22 protein-coding genes are annotated in these 22,429 nt (G+C 65.9%); 9 read left to right on the forward strand and 13 right to left on the reverse strand.

The features are described from left to right. Positions 1 to 7: 7 nt before the first annotated feature. Positions 8 to 442 (forward strand): hypothetical protein, encoded by a 435-nt coding sequence (locus tag NZL82_RS05765; protein WP_261268824.1) that lies wholly within the window; start codon positions 8 to 10, stop codon positions 440 to 442. A 150-nt stretch (positions 443 to 592) separates the two neighbouring features. On the opposite strand, the gene NZL82_RS05770 is transcribed toward NZL82_RS05765, so the two are convergent. Further along, positions 593 to 1,162 (reverse strand): 3'-5' exonuclease, encoded by a 570-nt coding sequence (locus NZL82_RS05770; protein ID WP_261268825.1) that lies wholly within the window; start codon positions 1,160 to 1,162, stop codon positions 593 to 595. A 121-nt stretch (positions 1,163 to 1,283) separates the two neighbouring features. Here NZL82_RS05770 and NZL82_RS05775 point away from each other — a divergent pair, with 121 nt between their 5' ends. Beyond that, positions 1,284 to 2,573 carry a homoserine dehydrogenase gene (locus NZL82_RS05775; RefSeq protein ID WP_261268826.1) on the forward strand — a complete coding sequence of 430 codons (1,290 nt, stop codon included), beginning with the start codon at positions 1,284 to 1,286 and terminating at the stop codon, positions 2,571 to 2,573. Between the two features lie 92 nt (positions 2,574 to 2,665). Here the strand turns inward: NZL82_RS05775 and NZL82_RS05780 are convergent, their stop codons facing one another. Beyond that, positions 2,666 to 3,622 carry an isopenicillin N synthase family oxygenase gene (locus NZL82_RS05780; protein ID WP_261268827.1) on the reverse strand — a complete coding sequence of 319 codons (957 nt, stop codon included), beginning with the start codon at positions 3,620 to 3,622 and terminating at the stop codon, positions 2,666 to 2,668. A gap of 70 nt (positions 3,623 to 3,692) precedes the next feature. Next, on the reverse strand, positions 3,693 to 4,190 hold the full coding sequence (locus NZL82_RS05785) for a hypothetical protein (protein WP_261268828.1): 498 nt from the start codon (positions 4,188 to 4,190) through the stop codon (positions 3,693 to 3,695). A gap of 272 nt (positions 4,191 to 4,462) precedes the next feature. Between NZL82_RS05785 and NZL82_RS05790 the strand changes: the two genes are divergently transcribed. The 5 genes from NZL82_RS05790 (at position 4,463) to NZL82_RS05810 (ending at position 7,742) form a co-directional block, all read left to right on the forward strand. Next, entirely contained in the window at positions 4,463 to 5,722 is a 1,260-nt protein-coding gene (locus tag NZL82_RS05790; protein WP_405051346.1) for a multidrug effflux MFS transporter, read from the forward strand. Positions 5,723 to 5,793: 71 nt separating this feature from the next. Then, a complete protein-coding gene (locus NZL82_RS05795) occupies positions 5,794 to 6,135 on the forward strand; it encodes a DNA polymerase V family protein (protein ID WP_261268829.1) in 342 nt (113 codons plus the stop codon). Further along, positions 6,132 to 6,458, forward strand: coding sequence for an MliC family protein (locus NZL82_RS05800; protein WP_261268830.1), 327 nt, complete (start codon positions 6,132 to 6,134; stop codon positions 6,456 to 6,458). Before NZL82_RS05795 ends, NZL82_RS05800 begins: the two co-directional genes overlap by 4 nt. A 230-nt stretch (positions 6,459 to 6,688) precedes the next feature. Continuing rightward, positions 6,689 to 7,315, forward strand: a complete 627-nt coding sequence (locus NZL82_RS05805; RefSeq protein WP_261268831.1) for an opacity protein — start codon at positions 6,689 to 6,691, stop codon at positions 7,313 to 7,315. Positions 7,316 to 7,442: 127 nt separating this feature from the next. Further along, a complete protein-coding gene (locus NZL82_RS05810) occupies positions 7,443 to 7,742 on the forward strand; it encodes an HNH endonuclease (protein WP_261269048.1) in 300 nt (99 codons plus the stop codon). A 357-nt stretch (positions 7,743 to 8,099) separates the two neighbouring features. Here the strand turns inward: NZL82_RS05810 and NZL82_RS05815 are convergent, their stop codons facing one another. From NZL82_RS05815 to NZL82_RS05825, 3 genes are read right to left on the reverse strand one after another with little or no spacing between them, the layout of a single operon-like run. Continuing rightward, positions 8,100 to 9,155 carry a ribonucleotide-diphosphate reductase subunit beta gene (locus NZL82_RS05815; RefSeq protein WP_261268832.1) on the reverse strand — a complete coding sequence of 352 codons (1,056 nt, stop codon included), beginning with the start codon at positions 9,153 to 9,155 and terminating at the stop codon, positions 8,100 to 8,102. Positions 9,156 to 9,160: 5 nt separating this feature from the next. Then, positions 9,161 to 9,463: a hypothetical protein gene (locus NZL82_RS05820; protein ID WP_261268833.1), complete on the reverse strand. Its 303-nt coding sequence runs from the start codon at positions 9,461 to 9,463 to the stop codon at positions 9,161 to 9,163. After that, positions 9,460 to 9,657 (reverse strand): hypothetical protein, encoded by a 198-nt coding sequence (locus tag NZL82_RS05825; protein WP_261268834.1) that lies wholly within the window; start codon positions 9,655 to 9,657, stop codon positions 9,460 to 9,462. The genes NZL82_RS05820 and NZL82_RS05825 overlap by 4 nt, the downstream gene beginning before the upstream one ends. 56 nt (positions 9,658 to 9,713) lie before the next feature. Between NZL82_RS05825 and NZL82_RS05830 the strand changes: the two genes are divergently transcribed. Further along, on the forward strand, positions 9,714 to 9,965 hold the full coding sequence (locus tag NZL82_RS05830; protein ID WP_261268835.1) for a DUF2171 domain-containing protein: 252 nt from the start codon (positions 9,714 to 9,716) through the stop codon (positions 9,963 to 9,965). A 77-nt stretch (positions 9,966 to 10,042) separates the two neighbouring features. Here the strand turns inward: NZL82_RS05830 and NZL82_RS05835 are convergent, their stop codons facing one another. The 4 genes from NZL82_RS05835 to NZL82_RS05850 all read right to left on the reverse strand — a co-directional run bounded on the left by NZL82_RS05835 (position 10,043) and on the right by NZL82_RS05850 (position 15,995). After that, entirely contained in the window at positions 10,043 to 10,435 is a 393-nt protein-coding gene (locus tag NZL82_RS05835; protein ID WP_261268836.1) for an endonuclease domain-containing protein, read from the reverse strand. A 118-nt stretch (positions 10,436 to 10,553) separates the two neighbouring features. Then, on the reverse strand, positions 10,554 to 12,473 hold the full coding sequence (locus NZL82_RS05840) for a ribonucleoside-diphosphate reductase subunit alpha (RefSeq protein WP_261269049.1): 1,920 nt from the start codon (positions 12,471 to 12,473) through the stop codon (positions 10,554 to 10,556). A 360-nt stretch (positions 12,474 to 12,833) separates the two neighbouring features. Beyond that, the gene (locus NZL82_RS05845; RefSeq protein WP_261268837.1) at positions 12,834 to 13,292 is read right to left on the reverse strand and encodes a DUF3429 domain-containing protein; all 459 of its coding nucleotides are present in this window, start codon (positions 13,290 to 13,292) and stop codon (positions 12,834 to 12,836) included. Positions 13,293 to 13,343: 51 nt separating this feature from the next. Further along, on the reverse strand, positions 13,344 to 15,995 hold the full coding sequence (locus tag NZL82_RS05850) for a bifunctional diguanylate cyclase/phosphodiesterase (RefSeq protein WP_261268838.1): 2,652 nt from the start codon (positions 15,993 to 15,995) through the stop codon (positions 13,344 to 13,346). Between the two features lie 132 nt (positions 15,996 to 16,127). On the opposite strand from NZL82_RS05850, the gene NZL82_RS05855 reads away from it, so the two are divergent. Further along, positions 16,128 to 17,651 (forward strand): fumarate hydratase, encoded by a 1,524-nt coding sequence (locus NZL82_RS05855; protein ID WP_261268839.1) that lies wholly within the window; start codon positions 16,128 to 16,130, stop codon positions 17,649 to 17,651. Between the two features lie 40 nt (positions 17,652 to 17,691). Here NZL82_RS05855 and NZL82_RS05860 read toward each other — a convergent pair whose 3' ends face one another. The 3 genes from NZL82_RS05860 to NZL82_RS05870 all read right to left on the reverse strand — a co-directional run bounded on the left by NZL82_RS05860 (position 17,692) and on the right by NZL82_RS05870 (position 22,391). After that, on the reverse strand, positions 17,692 to 19,479 hold the full coding sequence (locus NZL82_RS05860; RefSeq protein ID WP_261268840.1) for a long-chain fatty acid--CoA ligase: 1,788 nt from the start codon (positions 19,477 to 19,479) through the stop codon (positions 17,692 to 17,694). A 70-nt stretch (positions 19,480 to 19,549) separates the two neighbouring features. Beyond that, positions 19,550 to 21,316 (reverse strand): gamma-glutamyltransferase, encoded by a 1,767-nt coding sequence (gene ggt, locus NZL82_RS05865; protein ID WP_261268841.1) that lies wholly within the window; start codon positions 21,314 to 21,316, stop codon positions 19,550 to 19,552. 46 nt (positions 21,317 to 21,362) lie between these two features. Further along, the gene (locus tag NZL82_RS05870) at positions 21,363 to 22,391 is read right to left on the reverse strand and encodes a quinone-dependent dihydroorotate dehydrogenase (protein WP_261268842.1); all 1,029 of its coding nucleotides are present in this window, start codon (positions 22,389 to 22,391) and stop codon (positions 21,363 to 21,365) included. Positions 22,392 to 22,429 lie beyond the last annotated feature (38 nt).

The following is a 22,429-nucleotide window of genomic DNA, read 5'->3' on the forward strand; positions in this document are numbered from 1 at the left end:
CCACGCGATGATCGCCCTGTTGCTGATCGCCCTTCAGGCGACACCCGCCGCGCCGCCGCCAACGGGATCGGGAAGCGAACGTTTTTCGATCCTGGCGCGCGATCCCTGTCCGCCCTCTGCGGGAACCAGGGAGGATGTCATCGTCTGCGGACGGCGGCAGGCGGACGACCGTATTCCGGATGTGCCCGATGAGGTGCCGGCGGGGCCGGTGCCGTCCAATCCGCAACTGACCGGTATCGGGGCGCTGCGGGCGTCGGGCACGCCCTGCGCGGCGACGCAATGGGGATGCCAGACCGGGGTGAATATCCTCGGCCCCGCCCTTCTCCTCGCCAATGAGGCGCGGATCGGAATCAGCAAGCTGGTCGACAAGTCCCGCGACAAGAGCCACCGCGTCCCCATCGCGCTCGACGGGCCGGGGCCGCAGGGGCATCTCGAACCCTGACGGCAGCAGGGGAATGCCGTTCCTCTCCCTGGCCAGGCTGGGAAGGGGAAGCCGCCAAGCGATGGCCGGGCAGGGGCAATGTCCGACCGCTGACCACCACGCTCTGTAAGCGCGGCTCCTCCCATCGCCGATCGGCAGGATCGACGGTGATCAGCCGCCCGCCTGTCGCCGTGCCCGGGCGCGTGCCGAGGGGGGCGGGGTAAACCAGTCGGCCAGCGTCAGCCCGGTCTGCGCCATGGCGCGCAATACCACCTGCCCGGCGGCGCGTGCATCGCTAAGCGCGTCATGGTGGCGATGCTCCAGTTCCAGGAACGCCGCCAGCGTGTTGAGCTTGTGATTGGGCAGTTCGGGCCAGGCCCGTCTGGCGATGGTCACGCTGTCCAGCCAGCGCGCCGCGATCGGGGGCAGGGCATCGCGCTCGCACGCGCGACCCAGCGCGCCCTTGTCGAACCCCGAATGCGCCACCGTCACCCTCCCGCCCAGATGCTCCGCCAGTTCGGGATGCAGATGCGCGAAGGTCGGTTTGCCCAGCACATGATCGGCGGTGATGCCGTGGATGCCGATGTTGAAGCTGCTGAACTCGTCGCACGGATCGACCAGCGTTTCATAGGCTAGCACCTCCACGCCCGCCGCATAGCCGACGATACCGATCTGGCAGATGCTGCTGGTACGCGAACAGGCGGTTTCGACGTCGATGACCACGAAATCGGGGGGAGTCATGGACGGCCTTTAGCGCGATCACAGGTTTCGAGCAATAAAAGGTCGCCTCATGGCTCGACAGCGACCATTTCTATCCGCTACCCGCCAGGGCTCTACGAACGCTCGGATACAGGAAGACGATATGGGCGACGCATTGCGGGTGGCTTTGGCGGGACTCGGCACGGTGGGGGGCGGCGTCATTCGCCTGCTCGACGCGAACCGTGAGCTGATTACCCGGCGCGCCGGTCGCCCCATCGAGATCGTCGCCGTCTCCGCTCGCGACCGGACCAAGGACCGGGGCGTCGACCTGTCGCGCTTCGAATGGGTGGACGACACCGCCGCGCTCGCCGCGCGCGAGGATGCGGACGTGGTGGTCGAGCTGATCGGCGGATCGGACGGGCCCGCGCTGACGCTAGCGCGGACCGCGCTCGATGCCGGGCGTGGCTTCGTGACCGCCAACAAGGCGATGCTGGCGCATCACGGGCTGGAACTGGCGCGGAAGGCGGAGGCGTCCAAGGCGGCGCTGAAGTTCGAGGCGGCGGTGGCGGGCGGCATCCCGGTCATCAAGGGGCTGCGCGAAGGCGCGGCGGCCAATGCCATCGCGCGCGTCTATGGCATCCTCAACGGCACCTGCAATTTCATCCTGTCCAAGATGGAAGCCGAAGGCCGCGACTTCGCGGAGGTTTTGGCGGAAGCGCAAGCGCTGGGCTATGCCGAGGCCGATCCCAGCTTCGACATTGACGGGGTGGATGCCGCGCACAAGCTGTCGATCCTGGCGGCGATCGCCTTCGGCACGCAGCCCGCGTTCGGCGATGTCGCGATCGGCGGCGTGCGGCATGTGCTCGCCGCCGACATCGCGCAGGCCGCCTCGCTCGGCTATCGCGTGCGGCTCGTCGGCGTGGCGGAGGAAGGGGCGAACGGGCTGTTCCAGCGGGTGCATCCCCATCTGGTGCCGCTCGACCATCCGCTGGCGCATGTCACCGGCTCGACCAATGCGGTGGTGGCGGAGGGCAATTTCGTCGGTCGCCTGCTGTTCCAGGGCGCGGGTGCGGGCGATGGCCCGACCGCCAGCGCGGTCGTCGCCGACCTGATCGACATCGCGCGCGGTGAATATGGTGCGTCCTTCGCCATGCCCGCGCACGAACTCACCCCTGCGGCCAAGGCCGATAGCGGCGAGCGGCGCGGGCGGGCCTATCTGCGCTTCACGGTGCAGGACAAAGTCGGCGTGCTGGCCGAGATCGCCGCGGCGATGCGCGATGCCGGCGTGTCGATCGAAAGCCTGATCCAGCGTGGCGAGGCGGCGGATGGCGGCGTGATGATCGCGATCGTGACCCATGAGGGGCCGGAGCGCGCGGTCGCCCAGGCACTGGAGCGGTTGCGCGGGAGCCAGAGCCTGGTCGGGCAGCCGCTGCTCATGCATATTCTGGGATAGGAAAATCCTCCCCCGCAAGGGGGAGGTGGCAGGCGGAAGGCCTGACGGAGGGGGCGTCCAAAGCGGTTGCACCCCTCCGCCTCGCCTGGCCTTTACTTCTTGATCAGCCCGATCTCGACCAGCCGCTCGAACAGATAGTCGTGCGCGGTGATCGGCTCCGGATAGCGATCCGGATGCCCCTCGCTCACCGTACCGGGCAGCGTCTTGATCAGGAAGTCGGGCGCGGGGTGCAGGAAGAAGGGCATCGAATAGCGCGAGAAGCCACGCCGCTCGACCGGCGGGTTGACGACCCGGTGCGTGGTCGAAGGCAGCACATGGTTGGTCAGCCGCTGGAGCATGTCGCCGACATTGACCACCATCGCACCATCTGGCGGACGGATCGCCAGCCATTCGCCCGAATCGCGGTCGAGCAGTTCCAGCCCCGCTTCCTCGGCGCCCAGCAACAGGGTGATGAGGTTGATGTCCTCATGCGCGCCCGCCCGCACACCCTCGGCATCGGCGGGGATCGGCGGATAATGGAGCAGGCGGAGGACCGAGTTGCCGTCCTTCACCGCAGGGGCGAACCAGTGCGGATCGAGCTTCAGGTGCCGCGCGATGGCGGACAACAGCCGGTCGCCCGCGCGATCGAACGCCGCGAAGAGCCGGATGAAATCCTCGCGGAACCCCTCGGGCCGCTCGGGCCAGATATTGGCGGGCATCCGGTCGGCATAGCGATGTCCCTCGGGCAGTTCGCGGCCAACATGCCAAAATTCCTTGAGGTCGACGACCTTGGCATCCTTGGCGATCTCGGTCTTGAACGGGGTATAACCGCGCGCGCCGCCGCCGCCGGGGACGTGATAGCCGCGCTTTTCTTCCTCAGGCAGGTCGAACAGCGCCTTGGTCTGCGCCCAGGCCCGGTCGATCAGGTCGGCCGGCACGCCATGATCCGCGACGATCGCGAAACCGAACCGCTCGAACGATTCGCCAAGGGCGGCGGCAAAGCCCTCGGGATCGCGGTCCTGATCGGCGAGGCTGAGCGTCGGAACCTCGGCGGAGCGGGTGTCGGTCATGGCAATATGTCCAGAAAATCTAACAAGCTGTCATCTTTATAGCGCGCTTGGGACGTCCGAACAGGGCCGCTTATCCGCCCAGCGTGATCGTTCCCGTCGATCGGTCGCCACCAGCAGGGCGAAGATCGACGCGGAACGGCTTTTCCTCCGCCGTCTTGCCGACCAGCACGCCGCCCTGATCGCTCAACGTGAAGTCGGCCTCGCCCATCTTCTCGCGGAACCAGTCGCGCACCGTGGCGGGATCGGCGGGACTGTCGAAGGTCATGACGAACGCCTTGTCGCGGCCATTGCCGACATCGACGTTGCGGATCTTCGACCCCGGATAGAGATGGACGCCGTTCAGCTCGAAATTATCCGCCTCCAGCGACACTTTGGGCAGCTTGAACGCACCCGTGAAGCCGGGCAGTGCCAGCTTGACCTCGCCCGACCGGCCATCGACGGCGGCCAGCGTCTCTCCGTCCGAACTGTTGATCGTCACCGACGTCCCATCGGTGGGCCGGTCGCAACCCGACAGCGCCAGTGCAGCAAGAAGCGGCAGGGCCAGGCCGATACGATGCGGGGTGATCATGGCGGCAAAACTCCTTCTGGCATTCCGTAACGCTGATACAATTGAGCGCGGAGATTGTGCCGCACAAGCTGACGGTGCGCTGAATGCCGCCGCCACCTCCGCTTTCATCGTCATGGCGAACAGGAAAGATCGGCGTCGGGCAGGTGCGTCACCGGTGCCAGCATCGCCGATCCGGCGGACCGGCGCGTCGATGACGATCTTTTCCCCTCTGCTCGGCAACATTGGATATCGAAGCGGGTTTTCCGGTTCCCCTGCCAATCAAACGCCCTTATGTGACCAACATCATGTCCGAAACCCGTTCCGCTGCTCCGGCGGCGTCCGTCGCGGCCGAGCCGCCCGGCGCGCCGATCGGCTTTGTCGAATTCGTCCTTTTGATCGCGGCGCTGATGGCGTTGACCGCGCTGGGGATCGATTCGATGCTCCCCGCGCTGCCGGCCATCGGCGAGGCGTTGGGCGCTTCGGCGGCCGCACGGCCTTTCGTCGTCACCGCCTTCCTGATCGGATTCGGGGTGGCGCAGCTCGTCCATGGACCGCTGGCCGATCGCTATGGGCGGCGGCGGGTGCTGATCGTCGCGCTGGTCATCTATATCATCGCCAATGGCGCGGCGGCGATGGCGGGCAGCTTTACGCTGTTGCTGGTCGCGCGCGTCTGTGCGGGGGCGGCGATCGCCGCGACGCGGGTGGCGACGGTGGCGCTGGTCCGCGACTGCTATCACGGGCGCGCCATGGCGCAGGTCATGTCGATCGCCTTCATGGTGTTCATGATCGTGCCGATCCTGGCCCCGGCCTTTGGGGAACTGGTGCTGCTGTTCGGCAATTGGCGGCTGATCTTCTGGACCATCGCGGGGCTGGCGGCGCTGGTGCTCGGCTGGTTCGCGGTCCGGATGCCCGAGACGCTGTCGCCCGAGGCGCAACTCCCCATCTCGCTGTCGCGTATCCTCGATGGCTGGCGTGAGACGCTGAGTGACCGGCTGTCGCTCGGCTATACGCTGGCGGCGACCGCCCTGATGGCGGCGCTCTATGGCTATCTCAATTCGGTGCAGCCGATCATGGCGGAGACGTTCGGGCGCGAAAAGCTGCTCGCGCTGATCTTCGCCACCACCTCGGTCACGATGGCGGCGGCGAACCTGCTCAACTCGCGGATCGTCATGCGGCTGGGCACGCGGTTGATCAGCCATAGTTCGGTGACCATCCTGATCATCGTGTCGGCGATCCATCTCGCGGTCGCGCAATTCTTTGGCGAAACGCTGATCGTCTTTGCCGTGCTCCAGGCGATCACCATGGCGTGTTTCGGTCTGGCGACCTCCAATTTCTCCTCGATGGCGATGGAGAATATGGGGCGGATCGCGGGCACCGCATCCAGCGTACAGGGCTTTACCAGCGTCACCATCGGCTCGCTGATCGGGGCGGGGATCGGACAGGCTTTTGACGGGACGACGCGGCCGCTGACGCTGGGCTTCCTAATCGCCGGATGTGCGGCCTTCGCCGTGGTGGCCCTGACCGAACGCGGGCGGATGTTCCGGCCCCAGTAACGCAGGCCCGGCGGGAACCGCCCGGCCCGCCCCACCGTTTTTGCTTCCGACACCCAGGACAGGAGGCAAGCATGGGCGGACATCAGGTTCCCAGCCAGGGACCCGGCGATGATGGCTGGGACGAAGAAGGCTATGACGAGAGCCAGCGTGCCGAGATTCTGGAGGCGACGCGCAACGGACCGACGGACGGCGTGCTGTTGACCGATATCGAACCCGATCTGGGCGACGATACGGTGGAGGACGAGCCGATCGACGAACTCGACATGGATTCCGAAGAGGTGGGCGAAAGCGATGCCTCGGTCGACATGGATGCCGAGGATATCGACGAGGACGATCTCCAAGAGGATTTCGAGGACGATAGCGTCGCCGATGGCGATATCGACGAAGCCGACGACGCCGCGCTGCGGCCATGACGCGGTTGCCCGTGGCGCTGGCGGCGGGAGGGATCGTGCTGGTCGGATGCTCGACCATGCCCGATCCCCGCTCGGCCATGCCGCCGATGGTCTCGACGAATTTCCAGTGCGAAAATGGCAGTCGGTTCTGGATGCGTTTCGACAATCGCGACGATAGCGCGTTGCTGCGCCTGGACGGCGATCTGGAGGTGCGCCTGGCGGGACAGCCGGTCGCCTCGGGCATCCACTATGCGGGCTTCGGTCATGACCTTCGCGGCAAGGGGGGTGAGGTTGTTTTGACACGGCCCACCGGCGATTCGCTTCGCTGCACCGCAGTCCGCTGAGCTCAGCCCAACAAAAAAGGCCGAAAAATGGCTGAAAACCGTGATCGCCCCATTCTGCCCCAATTGGTTCATCTAAGTGACAGGAACTGTGACTTTCTTGGCACAGCTTTGCGGAAGCCGACCAGAATTCGCGTTTCCCGTGCAACTCCTGGCTCATTTGCCGGTTAAGCGGGCCTGGGCTGAGCGGTTCGATCCGCCGCCCCACATAGAATAAGAGAAGGGTATCTCGTATGCGTAAGCTTTCCCTCGTCGCCGCTGCGGCGGCTGCGTTCGTCGCCGTGCCTGCCATGGCCCAGGACATGAACACCACGGCGGCTCCGGCCACCGACACCGCGACCGCTCCCGACGGCACCCGCGCCTTCGGTATCGAGCCGTACGTCGCGATCATGGGCGGCTGGGAGCAGTTCGATCGCCAGTCGGTCGCCGGCATCCCTGCGCAGCCCAAGGGCTATAACCTGGACGGCGCGCTGGTCGAGGGCATCGTCGGTGCCAACGTTCCGCTAGGCCCGGTCTTCATCGGTGCCGAGGGTTCGGTCGCCAAGGGCGTGTCGGGCGACATCGACTGGCAGTATGGCGCCTATGGCCGCGCGGGCTTCCGCGCCGGTGAGAGCGGCCTGTTCTACGGCAAGGTCGGCTATCGCTGGAACAACTTCCACAACTTCGCGCCGGGCGTCGCTGGCGACCTGAAGCGTGACTATCACGGCACCGTGTACGGCGTCGGCGCGGAAGTCGGCCCGAAGGACATCGGTCTGGGCGGTCTGACCGGCAATTCGGGCCTGCGTCTCCGCATGGAAGTTTCGACCTTCGACGACGCACATTCGTTCCGCCCGATGGCGGGTGTCGTCGCACACTTCTGATCCCATCGGGATCCAGTTGGCTTAAGGTGGCGGGGTTCGGCAGCAATGCCGGGCCCCGTTTTCCTTTGCGCTATGCCTCCCCATATCCGTGGCGATGGTCGGACGGGTGAAGCGAAAGGCGGGGCTGATGGCCGCCGCCGAACGGGTAGAGCGGACACCGCCGCGATCCTGCGCGCTGTGCGACCGTGCGCTGGGGGTGAAGGTGGAATGGCACCATCCCGTTCCCAAGAGCGAAGGCGGGCGTGAGACGGTACCGGTCCATCCCATCTGTCACCGGACCATCCATGCGACCTTTTCCAATGCGGAACTGGCGCGGGGGTTTTCGGACTTCGCAGTGCTGCGCGCGCATCCGGAGATAGCGCGATTCCTGCGATGGATTGCCGGGAAACCGGCGGATTTCCATGCGCCGACGCGGGCGGCGCGGTGATTTTGGTTCGCGCGAAGACGCGAAGAGGTGTGGTTCGCGCAGAGGCGCCGAGGGCGCGGAGATCATTTGGGCGCGCGGCCAACTCCTCAATCTCCGTTCAGCCTGAGCGTAGTCGAAGGCCACGGGATAACGCCTGTCACACTATGAAATTTCGAGTTTGGCCTGCGGCCGTAAGGGCGGTGGGGAGACGGTATCCCTTGGCCTTCGACTACGCTCAGGCTGAACGGATGTGAGGAGATCCTCCTCCTGCCTTCTTTCCTCCGCGCCCTCCGCGCCTCTGCGCGAACCGACCTTCTTCGCGCCATCGCGTCATCGCGTGAACAAAAAAGGGCGGACCGAAGCCCGCCCTTTCGACTATCACTCCGCCGCGACGCCTGCCGCCGAGAACATGTCGCCGGTTTCGCCCGGCTCCTCGTTCGCCGCCTTGGCGGTCTTGGCCTTTTGCCGCGTGTCGAACGCGTCCCAGACGTCGTTCCACTGGCCGCGCGTCGCCGCCTTCGAATATTCGGTGGCCCGGGTCTCGAAGAAGTTGGCATGCTCCACGCCGTTGAGCAGCGGGGTCAGCCAGGGCAGCGGATGCTCGTCGATCATGTAGATCGGCTTCAGGCCCAGCTGGCCGAGGCGCCAGTCGGCGATGTAGCGGATATACTTCTTGATCTCCTTGGGCTTCATCCCCTCGACCGGGCCCATTTCAAAGGCGAGGTCGATGAAATTATCCTCCAGGCGGATCGTCGTCTGGCACACATCGGCGATGTCGTCCTTGACCGCCTTGGTCAGGCACTGGCGCTCCTGGCAGAAGGCGTGGAACATGCGGATGATGCCTTCGCAGTGCAGGCTCTCGTCGCGCACCGACCAGCTGACGATCTGGCCCATGCCCTTCATCTTGTTGAAGCGCGGGAAGTTCATCAGCATCGCGAAGGACGCGAACAGCTGGACGCCCTCGGTGAAGCCGCCGAACATCGCCAGCGTGCGGGCGATGTCCTCGTCGCTGTCGACGCCGAAATTCTGCATGTAGTCATGCTTGTCCTTCATCTCGGCATATTCGAGGAAGGCGCCATATTCGCTTTCGGGCATACCGATCGTGTCGAGCAGATGGCTGTACGCCGCGATGTGCACCGTCTCCATGTTGGAGAAGGCGGTCAGCATCATCTTGATCTCGGTCGGCTTGAACACCCGGCCATATTTCTCGTGATAGCAGTCCTGCACCTCGACGTCCGCCTGGGTGAAGAAGCGGAAGATCTGGGTCAGCAGGTTGCGCTCGTGATCGGTCAGCTTCTGCGCCCAGTCGCGGCAATCCTCGCCCAGCGGCACCTCTTCGGGCAGCCAGTGGAGCTGTTGCTGGCGCTTCCAGAATTCGAACGCCCAGGGGTATTCGAAGGGCTTATACTGCTTGGAGGCTTGGAGGAGAGGCATCGGGGTTACTCCGGACGAATGGTGTTGGTGCGGAATGCACAACGCGGGTGGCGCCATGCGGAAACGGAAAAGGCAGCGATCGTCACGGGGAACGACCAGAGCCAGACAAAGGCGAACCAGTCACGGGGACGGCCCGCCAGCAGATAGGGGCTACAAAGATAATGACGGATGAAGCTGGCGCGGCGGCCACGGGCTTCGAGGAAACATTGGCCGAGATCGGCATCGGCATAGGTTTGGAAGCCCAGAACGATGAAGCCGACCACCGCCACCGCCGCGATCAGGGCTAGGAGCCGCTCGATCACGGTCATGTCCCCATGCTCCACTGCCGCAGTGCGGTCGCCGAAAAGCCGAGCACGATCGCGGCCGCCAGCGCCATGATTCCGGCCATGCGATAAACATAAATGCGCGCGGGCTCCTGCGGACGACGCAGGGCAAGCAGCAGCCCTATGCCGATCCCGGCCAGTATTCCGGCCACCGCGTACATGATGAACGCCGATGTCATGCGACCAATTCCGGTGTTGCGCGTTCCGAAATCGAACCCAACACAGGAGACTCAAAATGGTCGATGTCAGTCAGATCAAGGAACATGCGGAAGTCATCGGTGCGGACGGCGTCCATGTCGGCACCGTCGATCACGTTCAGGGCGACCGCATCAAGCTGACCAAGAACGACAGCCCCCAGACCGAAGACGGGCAGGGCGCCAAGCATCATTACCTGCCGATCGGCTTGGTCGCCGAGGTCGAGGGCGATCAGGTCCGCCTGTCGGCGACCGCGCAGAACGCCGTCGACCAGTTCGAAGAGGCGGAGTGATTCCTCAACCCCTCTCCCCTTGTGGGAGAGGGAGGGGCCCGCGACCGAAGGTCGTGGGAGGGTGAGGGGGCTGTCCATTACGGACGGCCCTTTTGCTTATACGCGACCCGTGCGCCGATTGCCGCCACGACGCCGTCGAGGTTGGTCATCACATCGGCATTGGCGAAGCGGATCACGTCATAGCCTTCGTGTTCTAGGAAACGGGTGCGCGCGGCGTCGCGTTCCGGTTTCATTGCGTGGTCGTCGCCATCGAGTTCGACCATCAACCGTACCGCGTGGGAACAGAAATCGGCGTGGTACGGGCCCATCGGAACCTGACGGCGAAACTTCAGGTCGGGCAACGCCTCACGCAGCGCTCGCCATAGTCGACGTTCGGGTTCGCCAGCATTTTGGCGCAGCTCACGCGATCGGTTGACCGTGGTTGCCGGAAGCAGCTGGCGCTTGGTCAGGCCTAGGGCATTGCCCCTCACCCTTCCCACGGCCTGCGGCCGCGGGCCCCTTCCCTCTCCCACAAGGGGAGAGGGAGGATTGGAAGAATGAGGGGCCATGGCTCTGCCTTCCCGTCAGGCGATCAGCATTGCTCCTGCCTCACTGGCACGCCAAGCACTCGTCGTAATCGGTGGTCTCGCCGATTTCGAACTTGGGTGCGCTGATCGTGTTGTCCGCCTCAACGCCGCCCGACCCGGCAAAACCGGCACGCTGCACCGATTTGGAGCGGAGATAATAAAGCGACTTGATGCCCAGCTCCCACGCGCGGAAGTGGAGCATCAGCAGGTCCCACTTCTCCACATCCGCCGGGATGAACAGGTTCAGCGACTGCGCCTGGTCGATATAGGGTGTGCGATCCCCCGCCAGTTCGAGCAGCCAGCGCTGGTCGATCTCGAACGAGGTCTTGAACGTGTCCTTCTCTTCCTGGCTCAGGAAGTCGAGATGCTGGACCGAGCCACCATGCTCGAGGATCGAGTTCCACACTGCGTCGGAATTCTTCGACTTCGCGATCAGGATCTTTTCGAGATAGGGATTCTTGACCGAGAACGAACCCGACAGCGTCTTGTGGGTATAGATGTTCGCCGGGATTGGCTCGATGCACGCGCTGGTGCCGCCGCAGATGATCGAGATCGACGCGGTCGGCGCGATCGCCATCTTGCAGCTGAAACGCTCCATCACGCCGACATCGGCCGCGTCGGGGCAGGGCCCGCGCTCGACCGCCAGGGTCATCGACGCCTGGTTCACCTGCGCGTTGATGTGCTTGAACATCCGCAGGTTCCATGACTTGGCCATCGCGCCCTCGAAGGGGATGCCGCGCGCCTGCAGGAAGCTGTGGAAGCCCATCACGCCCAGGCCCACCGAGCGTTCGCGCCCGGCCGAATAGGCGGCACGCTCCATGCCCGGCTCGTGGCGGTCGATATAGTCCTGAAGGACGTTGTCGAGGAAGCGCATCACGTCCTCGATGAACTGCTTGTCGTCCTTCCACTCGTCCCAGGTTTCCAGGTTCAGCGACGACAGGCAGCAGACGGCGGTGCGGTCCTTGCCCTTATGGTCGATGCCGGTCGGCAAAGTGATTTCCGAACACAGGTTCGAGGTCGACACCTTCAGCCCCAGCTCGCGGTGGTGCTTGGGCATGTTCTTGTTCACATGGTCGGCGAACACGATGTACGGCTCGCCGGTCGCCAAGCGGGTCTCGACCAGCTTCTGGAACAGCGCGCGCGCGTCGACCGTGGCGCGGACCTCGCCGGTCTTCGGGCTCTTGAGATGCCATTCGGCGCCGTCGCGCACCGCCTCCATGAAGGCGTCGGGGATCAGCACGCCGTGGTGCAAGTTCAGCGCCTTGCGGTTGAAGTCGCCCGAGGGTTTCCGGATCTCTAGGAACTCTTCGATCTCGGGGTGCGAGATGTCGAGATAGCAGGCGGCCGAGCCACGACGCAGCGAACCCTGGCTGATCGCCAGCGTCAGCGAGTCCATCACGCGGACAAAGGGGATGATGCCGCTGGTCTTGCCGTTCAGGCCGACCGGCTCGCCGATGCCGCGCACCTGGCCCCAATAGGTGCCGATGCCGCCGCCGCGCGAGGCGAGCCAGACATTCTCGTTCCAGGTGGTGACGATGCCGTCCAGGCTGTCGGGCACCGAGTTGAGGTAGCAGCTGATCGGCAGGCCGCGACCCGTGCCGCCGTTCGACAGGACGGGCGTCGCGGGCATGAACCACAGCTTCGAGATATAGTCGTACAGTCGCTGGGCGTGCTCGGCATTGTCGGCATAGGCCGAGGCGACGCGCACGAACAGGTCCTGATAGCTTTCGCCGGGCAGGAGGTAGCGGTCGTTCAGCGTTTCCTTGCCGAAATCGGTCAGCCGCGCATCGCGGGCATGGTCGACCTCGACCGGATAGGGCTGCGGGCGCACCGACTTGGTATCGGCGGGCGTCGGGGCCGGTGCCGGGCTGGTGTCCGCCGCGGCCATTTTCTCAAGCATATCAGTCGTCATGTCGCTATCCCGGCTATCCCTGAAATCCATCATCGATGCCGCTCCCTTGTTCTTGTCCCGTTCGGGTCGTCGGCATGGCCCCGGCACGACGCGCAGGCGTCATGGCAGCATGGGCGAGACGGTTCCAAAAGCCCCGGTTCCGGGCCCTGTTTCCCATCTCCGTCATGCTTGGTGAGCATGACCCCTACTACCAGTGCTTGGGGCCACCCCCGGCCTCTTCCACAATCCATAGTGGAAAATCCCGGCGACCATCGCAAGAGGTTAAAGCCTGGCGAGGGGGTTGGTTGCGACGAATGGAAGGGGCCTGGGACCGTGCGAAAGCCGCGACGCGTGGATTGCTGCGGGGTTCGTGAAGCGCAAGCCCCAAAAAACTTTTTTTGCGGCTGGCGGTCAGCCGATCGACAGCAGGAACAGCGCGATCAGCCCGGCCAAGGCGACCACCATCTGTGGGGGGCGAAGCCGTGCGAAATGCCGTGGCGCCCCGCCCCACCGCGCGATCCAGGGGTCGGTCAGCGCGATCGACGCATAGCCCAGAATCAATAGGGCAAATCCCGTCGATGGCCCCGCGATCAGCGCCACCAGGCCCAGCGAGAAGCGAAGCATCATCGTCAGCATCTGCGAAATGTGCGGGCCGCCGGGAGTGAAAAAGCTTAACCCGCGCGTGACGCCCGCCAGGAAGATCAGGATCGCGGCGCCCCAGATCTGCCCGACCAGAAGCGCCAAGGGAAGCTGCACCCAGGCGGCCAGCGCGGCGAGCGGCAGGACCAGCGCCGGGCCATAGCCGAAGATCAGGCTGAGCGCCGGTATGCGGGGCGAGGCGGCTTCGGGCGTGGGGGCGGGGGATGTCATGGGGCGCGAACGTGCAGGGGCGTGTTCCTATCCCGCGACGTTCGGGGCGTATCAGGCGATATGACGCTGGTGTTCCTCGGCCTCGCCGGTTTCCAGCCAGGGGTGATCATCGGGCAAGGGCGCGGCGAAGGCGATGCCGACGCGGCCCTCGCGCTCCCACCTTATATAGCCGCGCAGGAATTTCTCCCCGCCGATGCGCACACCCACCGCCGCGCCGCATACGATATAGGCGGGGGGCAGGCCCTCCACCATCGTGCCGGTGTTGGACAGGTCGCGGATGCGTACGTCGATCATCGCGCTGCCCGACTGGATCTGCGCGGTACGCAGGATCTTCACGCGTGGGCGGCGGAGCGATTTGAGCCCGACCGGCTCGGCCCGGCCATCCTGCTCGCCCAGCGTCCGGTGCACCTCCGACGAATCGCCGGGGCGGCCATAGACATAGCCCTGGATATGGCTGCACCCCAGATCGCGGATCAGTTCGATCTCGTCCTGGATCTCGACCCCCTCGGCGGTGGTCTCCATGCCCAGCGTATCGGCCAGCGTCACGATCGCGCGGATGATCGCGGCGTTGCGGCTGCCGGTACGGATCGCGCCGCGCACGAAGGACTGGTCGATCTTGATCTTGTCGAACGGCGCATGGCGCAGATAGCCGAGCGAGGAATAGCCCGTCCCGAAATCGTCGAGCGCCAGCCGAATGCCCAGCGCCTTGAGCGCGGCGAACTGGCGTTCCGATTCCTGATTGTCGGTCAGGAAGACGCTCTCGGTGATTTCCAGCTCCAGCCGCGACGGGGCGAGGCCCGACTGGGCCAACGCCTGTGCGACGAGTGCGGGCAGATGCGGCTTGGCGAACTGGATCGACGAGACGTTGACCGCCACCCGCGCGGGACGGGGCCAGCTTGCCGCCTCGGTACAGGCGGTGCGCATCACCCATTCGCCGATCTGTTCGATCAACCCGCATTCCTCGGCCACCGGCACGAACTGCGCGGGCGAAATCTCACCCTGGGTCGGGTGGTTCCAGCGGAGCAGCGCCTCATAGCCGACGACCTGGGAATCGCGCGTCGACACCACCGGTTGATAGGCCAGGCGGAACTGCCCCTGCGCGATGGCGAGGCGCAGGTCTTCCTCCATCCGCTTGCGGCTGCGCGCGCCCTCCAGCATCGCCTCGGCGTAGAAGCGGTGGACGCCGCGCCCGTCGCCTTTGGCCGCATACAGCCCGAGATCGGCGTTGCGGATCAGCGTCTGCGAATCCGCCCCGTCCTGGGGGGCGATGGCGATGCCGATCGAACAGCCGATCGTCACCTCATTGCCCTGGATTTCATAGGGGTGCGACAGCGTCGCGATGATCTCATTGGCGAGCGAGGCCAGCCGGTCGCGCGCATCGATACCGGGCAGCAGGATCTGGAACTCGTCGCCGCCCAGCCGCCCGACCAGCCCGACATCGCCGACCACCCGCTCCAGTCGCCGCGCGACCTGTTGCAACAGCAGATCGCCCGCCGGATGGCCGAGCGTGTCGTTGACCGCCTTGAACCGGTCGAGGTCCATCAGGAACAGCGCGGTCGGGCGATAGGGATGGGTCGACTGTTTCAGCGTCTTGTCGAGCGACAGCTTCATCCGCTGTCGATTGGCCAGCCCGGTCAGGCTGTCGAACAGCGCGAGGCGGGTGATCTCCGCCTCCGACCGGCGCTTCTCGGTCAGGTCGGAGCCCGAGCCGATGAACCCGCGGAATCGCCCGACGCTGTCGATGATCGGGCGCCCGGAGATCGACCACCAGCGTTCCGTGACCGCTCCATCGGCCACCGCACAGACGGTATAGTCGGAAAAGCTGGTGCGCGAGGCGATGTGGAACGACAGCGTCCGCTCGGTGCCCGGCGCGGAGGGATCCATCTGGAACAGCTCGGTCAGTATCCGTCCCTTTGACTCGATGCCCGACGCACCCAGATCGTCGGCGACCTTCTGCGACAAATAGGTCAGCCGCCCCCGCCGATCGGTCTCCCAGAACCAACCGGTGCCATGCTCCTCGAATTCGGCGATCATCTTGACCGCCTGCACCCCCTGGCCGAATTCGCGGGCACGGGCGCGCGCGGTTTCATAGTCGAGCTTCCCCATGCACCGCGCCTTCAGCACCAGCACCAGCATGGCCGGTATGACGCCGGCCAGGATGGGCAGGACCGGGATGCCCCAGGCCAGCGCCGCGATCGGGGCCAGGAACGCCAGGCCGAAGGAATAGCCGATCAAGGCCGCGCGTACCGGATTCAGCATTGCCGCCGTCACCCAGATCGCGCAGGCGAGGGCCATCGTCGATCCCCATCCGCTTGCGCCATGATGGGCATGCGCCACGATGAAGAGCAGGGGCGCGGTCGACAGGGCGAGAATCAGACTCGACAGGCTGAGATTCTGCTTCAGCCGATAGAGCGGCTTCTGCCGCGAGATGCCATGATGGAGCATGGCCCCGATCAGCATCGCCACCAACAGGATCGGCCCGGACGCCGCCGCCTTGTCGACCAGCATCGCATGTGGATCGTTCAGGGCGCTGAGCCCTAGAATCACTCCGATCGCCGCCAGATTCTGCGCGATCGCCATCGGCCATGTCCGGCACAGCAACTTCAGGCGATGGAGATGCAAAGCGACCAGGAACTCGTCATTGTCCTCGACGAGACCGATCAGGGCCAGAAACGGTATTTGGTCGGTGGTGTCGGACGACATGCGCGATTTGCGATCCCCGGGGAACAGGGTCCATTCGTGCCATATGTGGTGTTAAAAATGATTGAAGTCGTCGTCGCCTGAGCGTGCATCTTGGCGTTGCGCGCGCCGCGCCGCTGGCGCAAAAGGCCGGTCATGACGACCCTGATCCGCGACACCGACCTGATCGAGAGCGTGGCCGACGCGCTCCAGTTCATCAGCTATTACCACCCGATGGATTATATCCGCGCGCTGGGCAAAGCCTATGAGGCGGAGAAGAGCCCGGCGGCCAAGGATGCCATCGCGCAGATCCTGACCAACAGCCGCATGTGTGCCGAGGGGCATCGCCCCATCTGCCAGGACACCGGCATCGTCACCGTCTTCGTCAAATGGGGCCAGGATTGCCGCCTGTCGGGCGACCGGTCGTTGCAGGAGGTCGTCGATGAGGGCGTGCGCCGCGCCTATCTCCACCCGGAGAACAAGCTGCGCGCCTCGATCCTCGCCGACCCCGCCTTCACGCGCCGCAACACCAAGGACAACACGCCCTCGGTCCTCCATGTCGAGATGGTGCCGGGCGACAAGGTGACGGTCGACGTCGCGGCCAAGGGCGGCGGGTCGGAGAACAAGTCGAAGTTCAAGATGATGAACCCGTCCGACTCGATCGTCGACTGGGTGCTCGAAATGGTGCCGCAAATGGGCGCGGGCTGGTGCCCGCCCGGCATGCTGGGCATCGGCATCGGCGGCACGGCGGAAAAGGCGGTGCTGCTCGCCAAGGAATCGCTGATGGGCGCGATCGACATGGGCCAGCTCAAGGAGCGTGGGCCGCGTAATGATATCGAGGCGCTGCGCATCGAGCTGTTCGACAAGGTCAATGCGCTGGGCATCGGTGCGCAGGGGTTGGGTGGCCTGTCCACCATCCTCGACGTCAAGATCCTCGACTGGCCGACGCACGCCGCGTCCAAGCCCGTCGCGATGATCCCGAACTGTGCGGCCACGCGCCATGCGCATTTCACGCTGGACGGCTCCGGCCCGGTCTATCTGGAAGCGCCCAAGCTGGAGGAATGGCCCAAGGTCGACTGGAAGCCCGACCTGCAGACCGCCAAGCGGGTCGAGCTCGACACGCTGACGGCGGAAGAGGTGAAGAGCTGGAAGCATGGCGATCGGCTGCTCCTCAACGGCAAGATGCTGACCGGCCGCGACGCCGCGCACAAGCGGATCAAGGACATGCTCGACCGTGGTGAGGAACTGCCGGTCGAATTCCGTGGCCGCGTCATCTATTATGTCGGACCCGTCGATCCGGTCGGCGAGGAAGTGGTGGGCCCGGCAGGCCCGACGACCGCGACCCGCATGGACAAGTTCACCCGCATGATGCTCGACCAGGGCCTGCTGGCGATGGTCGGCAAGGCCGAGCGTGGGCCGGCGGCGACCGACGCGATCCGCGAATACCAGTCCGCCTATCTGATGGCGGTCGGCGGCGCGGCCTATCTCGTCGCGCGCGCGATCAAGGGCTCGAAGGTCGTCGGCTTCGAGGATCTGGGGATGGAGGCGATCTACGAATTCGACGTGGAGAACTTCCCCGTCACCGTCGCGGTCGATTCCGAAGGCCAGAATGTCCACACGCTCGCGCCGCTGGTGTGGCGCGACAAGATCGCCAAGGAAGGGCTGCTGACCCCGGCGTGACGTCGTGATCGGTCGTCCCGGCCTTCGTCGGGATGACCGATCAATTCCTGTAAAGCGCGTCGAGCCGCTCCCCATAGACCTCGCGCAGGACGTGGCGACGGATTTTCAGCGACGGAGTCAGCTGTTCGTTCTCGATCGAGAAGGGTTCGTCGGCGATGATGAAGCGGCGGATGCGCTCGGTCACGGACAGGTCGCGATTGACCCGATCGATTGCTGCCGAGATGGCCGCGCGGAAATCCAGATCGTCGTCCAGAGCGGCGCGGTTGCAGCCCGTGCCCGACTTGGCGCACCATTCGGCGGTCCATTCCGCATCGGGCACGATGAGAGCCACCATATAGGGTCGTCGATCGCCCGCGATCATCGCCTGCCCGATTTCGGGCTGAAGGGTCAGCATCCCCTCGACCTTCTGGGGGGCGACATTCTCGCCCTTGTCGTTGATGATCAGGTCCTTCTTGCGGTCGGTGATGCGCAGGCGACCGGCGGCGTCGAACTCGCCGATATCGCCGGTGTGGAGCCAGCCGTCCTTGAGCACCCGATCGGTTTCGACCGGGTTGCGCCAATAGCCGTGCATGACCAGCTCGCCGCGCACCAGGATTTCGCCGTCCTCGGCGATCCGCACCTCGGTATCCGCCAGCGGCGGCCCGACCGTCTCCATCCGCACCCCCGCGCGCGGTCGGTTGCAGGCGATGACGGGGGCGGCCTCGGTCTGGCCATAGCCTTGCAGCAAGGTGAGGCCGATCGAGTGGAAGAACAGCCCGATCTCGGGGTTCAGCGGCGCGCCGCCCGACACCATCGCCTTTAATCGCCCGCCGAACTTCTTGGCGATCTTGGGCTTGAATAGCGTCGCCACCGCCAGTTGCGCGGGCCGGTCGATCAGTCGCAGCTTGCCGTCATAGCTGCGCGCGCCCAGTGCCAGCGCCTGGTCGAGCAGACGCGCGCCAAGACCGCCCTTCTTTTCGATCGCCTTGGCGATGCGGGTGTGCAGCACCTCGAACAGGCGGGGCACGACGAACATGATCGTCGGGCGGACCTCCTCGATATTGGCGGCCAGCTTGTCGAGACCCTCGGCATAATAGATCTGTCCGCCCAGCGAGATGGGGAAATGCTGGCCGCCGGTATGCTCATAGGCGTGGGACAGGGGGAGGAAGGACAGGAAGACCTCGTCGTCCCAGCCGAAATCCTCCGCGATCACCGCGCTGCATCCCGCGCAATTGTGCAGGATCGCGCCATGATGCTGCATCACCCCGCGCGGCGCGCCGCCGGTGCCCGAAGTGTAGATGATGCAGGCCAGATCCTCGCGGGTGAAATCGGCCTGTGCGGCGACCTGCTGCGGATCGGCCGGATGCTTGGCGATCATCGCGTCATATTGATGGCATTCGATCTGGCTCGGTCCCAGCCTGAGCGCCTCGATGCCGATCACCGTCTGGACGTGGTTGGAGCGCAAAGCGGCGGGCATCAGCGTCGTCGCCAGCTTCTGGGTCGAGACGATGATCGCGCGCGCGCCCGAATTCTCGATGATGTGCGTATGATCGCGCTCGGTATTGGTCGTGTAGGTCGGGACGGTGACGCAGCCCGCGGCCATGACGGCGAGGTCGGCGATGCACCATTCGGGGCGGTTCTCGGACACCAGCATCACCCGGTCGCCGCGCTGCAAGCCGGTGGCGCGCAGCGCCGCCGACAGGCTCGCCACCTGCCGCGCCGCCTCGGCCCAGCTGATCGCGCGCCATTCGCCCGCTTCCTTGCGCCAGAGGAAGGGCGCATCGCCCTTCTCCGCGGCGCGGGTGAAGAACATGCTGACGAGATTGGGGAAATATTCGAGCGTTCGCATATGACTCTCCCACCGGCCCGTATCGCCGTTTCCAACGCGCGATCGGGCTCTTTGTTTGCTTGCGTGGCGCTTACTCGGCCGGGCGGCCCGGCTTGTCGCCGATCCTTTGGATGACGGTGGTTCGACCGGTCACGTCGATCGCCACCCCCTCGCTGCGCGGATCGGCGGCGCCGACCCAGCGGTTGCCGACGCGCTCGATCGCATTGGCCTTCAGGCCCAGCGGGGCGACCGTCACCGTCTCCCCCAACGCCTGCAGACCGGGGACGAGCGCCTCCAGCGAGGTGCCGCGCTCGACCGTGGCGACCTTGTACGGCGCGAAGAGCAACCCTTGTGCGATGGCGTCCTGCGCGCTCAGCTTCCAGTCGATGACGCCGATGATCGCCTTGGCGACCTGCGCGATGATGGTGGAGCCGCCCGCCGCACCGATCGCCAGCCGGACCTTGCCGTCGGGACCATAGACGATGGTCGGCGACATGGAACTGCGCGGGCGCTTGCCGCCCTCGACCCGGTTGGCGACCAGATCGCCGTCCTTGACCGGCACGATGTCGAAATCGGTCAGCTCGTTGTTGAGCATGGTGCCGTCGACCGACAGGCCCGATCCGAACGAGCCCTCGATGGTGGTCGTTACCTCGACGACATTGCCTGCCGCGTCCACCGTGACGAGGTCGGTGGTGCCGGGCACCTCGCTGACCGGCGCTCGCACGCGTGCCGGCGCGCCGGGGGGCGTGCCGGGCGAGACCGACGCCATGGTCCGGTCGGGCGCAATCAGCGCGGAGCGGTCGGCGATATAGGCAGGGTCGAACAACCCCTTCAGCGGCACCCGGACATAATCGGGATCGCCCAGATACATGTCGCGATCGGCATAGGCGAGGCGCGAGGCCTCGGCGAACAGATGCCAGGCTTCCGGCGAATCCTTGCCCAGCTTGGCCATGTCGAAGCGTTCGAGCAGCTTCAGGATCGACAACATGGTCGACCCGCCGCCCGAGGACGGGGCCATGCTGCAAATGCGATAGCCGCGATAGGTCGCGCAAAGCGGCGGGCGGGGCTTGGCCGCATAGGAGGCTAGGTCGCCCGTCGTCATCTTCGACGGGTTGCGCTGGGCGGTGTTGACGGTTGTGACCAGCTTCTGCGCCTGCGGTCCGACATAGAAGCTGTCGGGGCCGAGCGTGGCGATCCGCTCCAGCAGCGCGGCCTGTTCGGGATTGCGGATGATGCTGCCCAGCGGCAGCACCTGTCCGTCCGGCCCGGTCAGCCGTGCACGGGTGGGGGCATCGACATGTGCGCCATAGCGGGTGAGCGCGATCTGGAGGCGCGGGGTTAGTGCAAAGCCCTGGCGCGCCAGCCGGATCGCGGGTTGGAACAGCCGTGCCCAGGGCAGCTTGCCGCCTTGGGCATGGGCTAGCGCCATGCCGCGCAGCGCGCCGGGCACGCCGACGCTGCGGCCGCCGGGAACCGCCTCGGCATGGGATAGCGGGCGACCGTCTGGGCCGTAGAACCAATCGGGGGTGGCGGCCATCGGCGCGGTTTCGCGCGCATCGATGCTGTCGATCCGCCCATCCTTCGCGGCATGGCGGACCCAATAGCTGCCGCCGCCGATGCCGGAACTTTGCGGCTCGACCACGTTGAGCGCCAGCATGGTGGCGATCGCCGCGTCAGTGGCGGTCCCCCCGGCCCGCAGAATCTCGACCCCGGCGGCGGCCGCACGCGGGTCGGCGGCGCTGACCATGCCGGTCGTCGGGGCTTTGGGGGCGGGCTTTCGGGCCTCGACCGGCGCGGCGTTCAGAATGGCGGCGGGGGCCAGCGCGAGCGCCGCCACGGAAAGGAGCCAGTGCTTCATGCCGCCGATCCTAGCGGCAAGGATCGGCCGCCGCCAAGCCGTAACGTCAGGCGCCGACCGCCTCCGCCACGCTCGCAAAGCCGTCACGGGCGAGAAGGGCGTCGAGATCGGCCAGCACGCGGGCCGCAAGGCCGGGGCCTTCATAGACCAAGGCCGAATAGAGCTGCACCAGGCTCGCCCCCGCCCGGATGCGGGCATAGGCCTCTGCCCCGCTATCGATGCCCCCCGCCGCGATCAGCGTCATCGCAGCCCCGGTCGCCTTGCGGAAATCGGCCAGTCGCGCGCGGGCGAGCGGGGCGAGGGGGCGGCCCGACAAGCCGCCGGTTTCGGCCGCGTTGGCGCTCGTCACATCGGGGCGGGTGATGGTCGTATTACCGATGATGATCGCATCCAGCCGGTGATCGATCGCAGCGCGGGCGATCTCGTCGATCTGGCCGGGGTCGAGGTCGGGCGCGACCTTGAGGAACAGCGGCACGGAGCCCGCCGCCGTGCGCGACGCCGCCAGCAACTCCGCCAGTGCGGGCCCGTGTTGCAGGTCGCGCAGGCCCGGCGTGTTGGGGCTTGAGATGTTGATCGTCACATAATCCGCGATCGGCGCGGCCTGGGTCACGCCGTGGCGATAGTCCGCGATACGATCGGCGGCATCCTTGTTCGCGCCGACATTGATGCCCAGCACGCCCTTGCGCTTCGCCGCCTTGGCACGCGCCAGCCCGGCGTCCAGCCCGCCATTGTTGAAGCCGTAGCGGTTGACGACGGCCTTGTCCTCGACCAGCCGGAACAGACGGGGTTTCGGGTTGCCGGGCTGGGGCTTGGGGGTCAGCGTGCCGATCTCGACCATGCCGAAGCCCAGGCCGAAAAAGCCGTCGATCGCCTCGCCATTCTTGTCGACGCCCGCCGCCAACCCCAGCGGATTGGCGAAGTCGATCCCCGCCACCCGCGTCGCCAGCCGGGGATAGCGCGCCGGATCGGTCCCCATCGGTGCGCCCAGCGACCCCCAGCGCGACAGCATCGAAACCGTCAGACCATGGGCGCGCTCGGCATCGAGGGCGAAGAGGAGCGGATGATAAAAGGCCATGTCGGCCCGGTTAGCGGATCGTCGGGGCGGGGGGAAGA

This window comes from Sphingomonas sp. LC-1 (assembly GCF_025371035.1).
Lineage (GTDB): Bacteria > Pseudomonadota > Alphaproteobacteria > Sphingomonadales > Sphingomonadaceae > Sphingomonas > Sphingomonas sanguinis_E.

Coding starts and splice junctions, on each gene's coding strand:
- NZL82_RS05815 (WP_261268832.1), bottom strand. CDS start 9,155: ATGCCTCTCCTCCAAGCCTCCAAGCAGTATAAGCCCTTCGAATACCCC.
- NZL82_RS05850 (WP_261268838.1), bottom strand. CDS start 15,995: ATGTCGTCCGACACCACCGACCAAATACCGTTTCTGGCCCTGATCGGT.
- NZL82_RS05870 (WP_261268842.1), bottom strand. CDS start 22,391: ATGGCCTTTTATCATCCGCTCCTCTTCGCCCTCGATGCCGAGCGCGCC.
- NZL82_RS05845 (WP_261268837.1), bottom strand. CDS start 13,292: ATGACATCCCCCGCCCCCACGCCCGAAGCCGCCTCGCCCCGCATACCG.
- NZL82_RS05805 (WP_261268831.1), top strand. CDS start 6,689: ATGCGTAAGCTTTCCCTCGTCGCCGCTGCGGCGGCTGCGTTCGTCGCC.
- NZL82_RS05840 (WP_261269049.1), bottom strand. CDS start 12,473: ATGGATTTCAGGGATAGCCGGGATAGCGACATGACGACTGATATGCTT.
- NZL82_RS05800 (WP_261268830.1), top strand. CDS start 6,132: ATGACGCGGTTGCCCGTGGCGCTGGCGGCGGGAGGGATCGTGCTGGTC.
- NZL82_RS05775 (WP_261268826.1), top strand. CDS start 1,284: ATGGGCGACGCATTGCGGGTGGCTTTGGCGGGACTCGGCACGGTGGGG.
- NZL82_RS05770 (WP_261268825.1), bottom strand. CDS start 1,162: ATGACTCCCCCCGATTTCGTGGTCATCGACGTCGAAACCGCCTGTTCG.
- NZL82_RS05810 (WP_261269048.1), top strand. CDS start 7,443: ATGGCCGCCGCCGAACGGGTAGAGCGGACACCGCCGCGATCCTGCGCG.
- NZL82_RS05780 (WP_261268827.1), bottom strand. CDS start 3,622: ATGACCGACACCCGCTCCGCCGAGGTTCCGACGCTCAGCCTCGCCGAT.
- NZL82_RS05820 (WP_261268833.1), bottom strand. CDS start 9,463: ATGACCGTGATCGAGCGGCTCCTAGCCCTGATCGCGGCGGTGGCGGTG.
- NZL82_RS05765 (WP_261268824.1), top strand. CDS start 8: ATGATCGCCCTGTTGCTGATCGCCCTTCAGGCGACACCCGCCGCGCCG.
- NZL82_RS05855 (WP_261268839.1), top strand. CDS start 16,128: ATGACGACCCTGATCCGCGACACCGACCTGATCGAGAGCGTGGCCGAC.
- NZL82_RS05860 (WP_261268840.1), bottom strand. CDS start 19,479: ATGCGAACGCTCGAATATTTCCCCAATCTCGTCAGCATGTTCTTCACC.
- NZL82_RS05830 (WP_261268835.1), top strand. CDS start 9,714: ATGGTCGATGTCAGTCAGATCAAGGAACATGCGGAAGTCATCGGTGCG.
- NZL82_RS05785 (WP_261268828.1), bottom strand. CDS start 4,190: ATGATCACCCCGCATCGTATCGGCCTGGCCCTGCCGCTTCTTGCTGCA.
- ggt (WP_261268841.1), bottom strand. CDS start 21,316: ATGAAGCACTGGCTCCTTTCCGTGGCGGCGCTCGCGCTGGCCCCCGCC.
- NZL82_RS05825 (WP_261268834.1), bottom strand. CDS start 9,657: ATGACATCGGCGTTCATCATGTACGCGGTGGCCGGAATACTGGCCGGG.
- NZL82_RS05795 (WP_261268829.1), top strand. CDS start 5,794: ATGGGCGGACATCAGGTTCCCAGCCAGGGACCCGGCGATGATGGCTGG.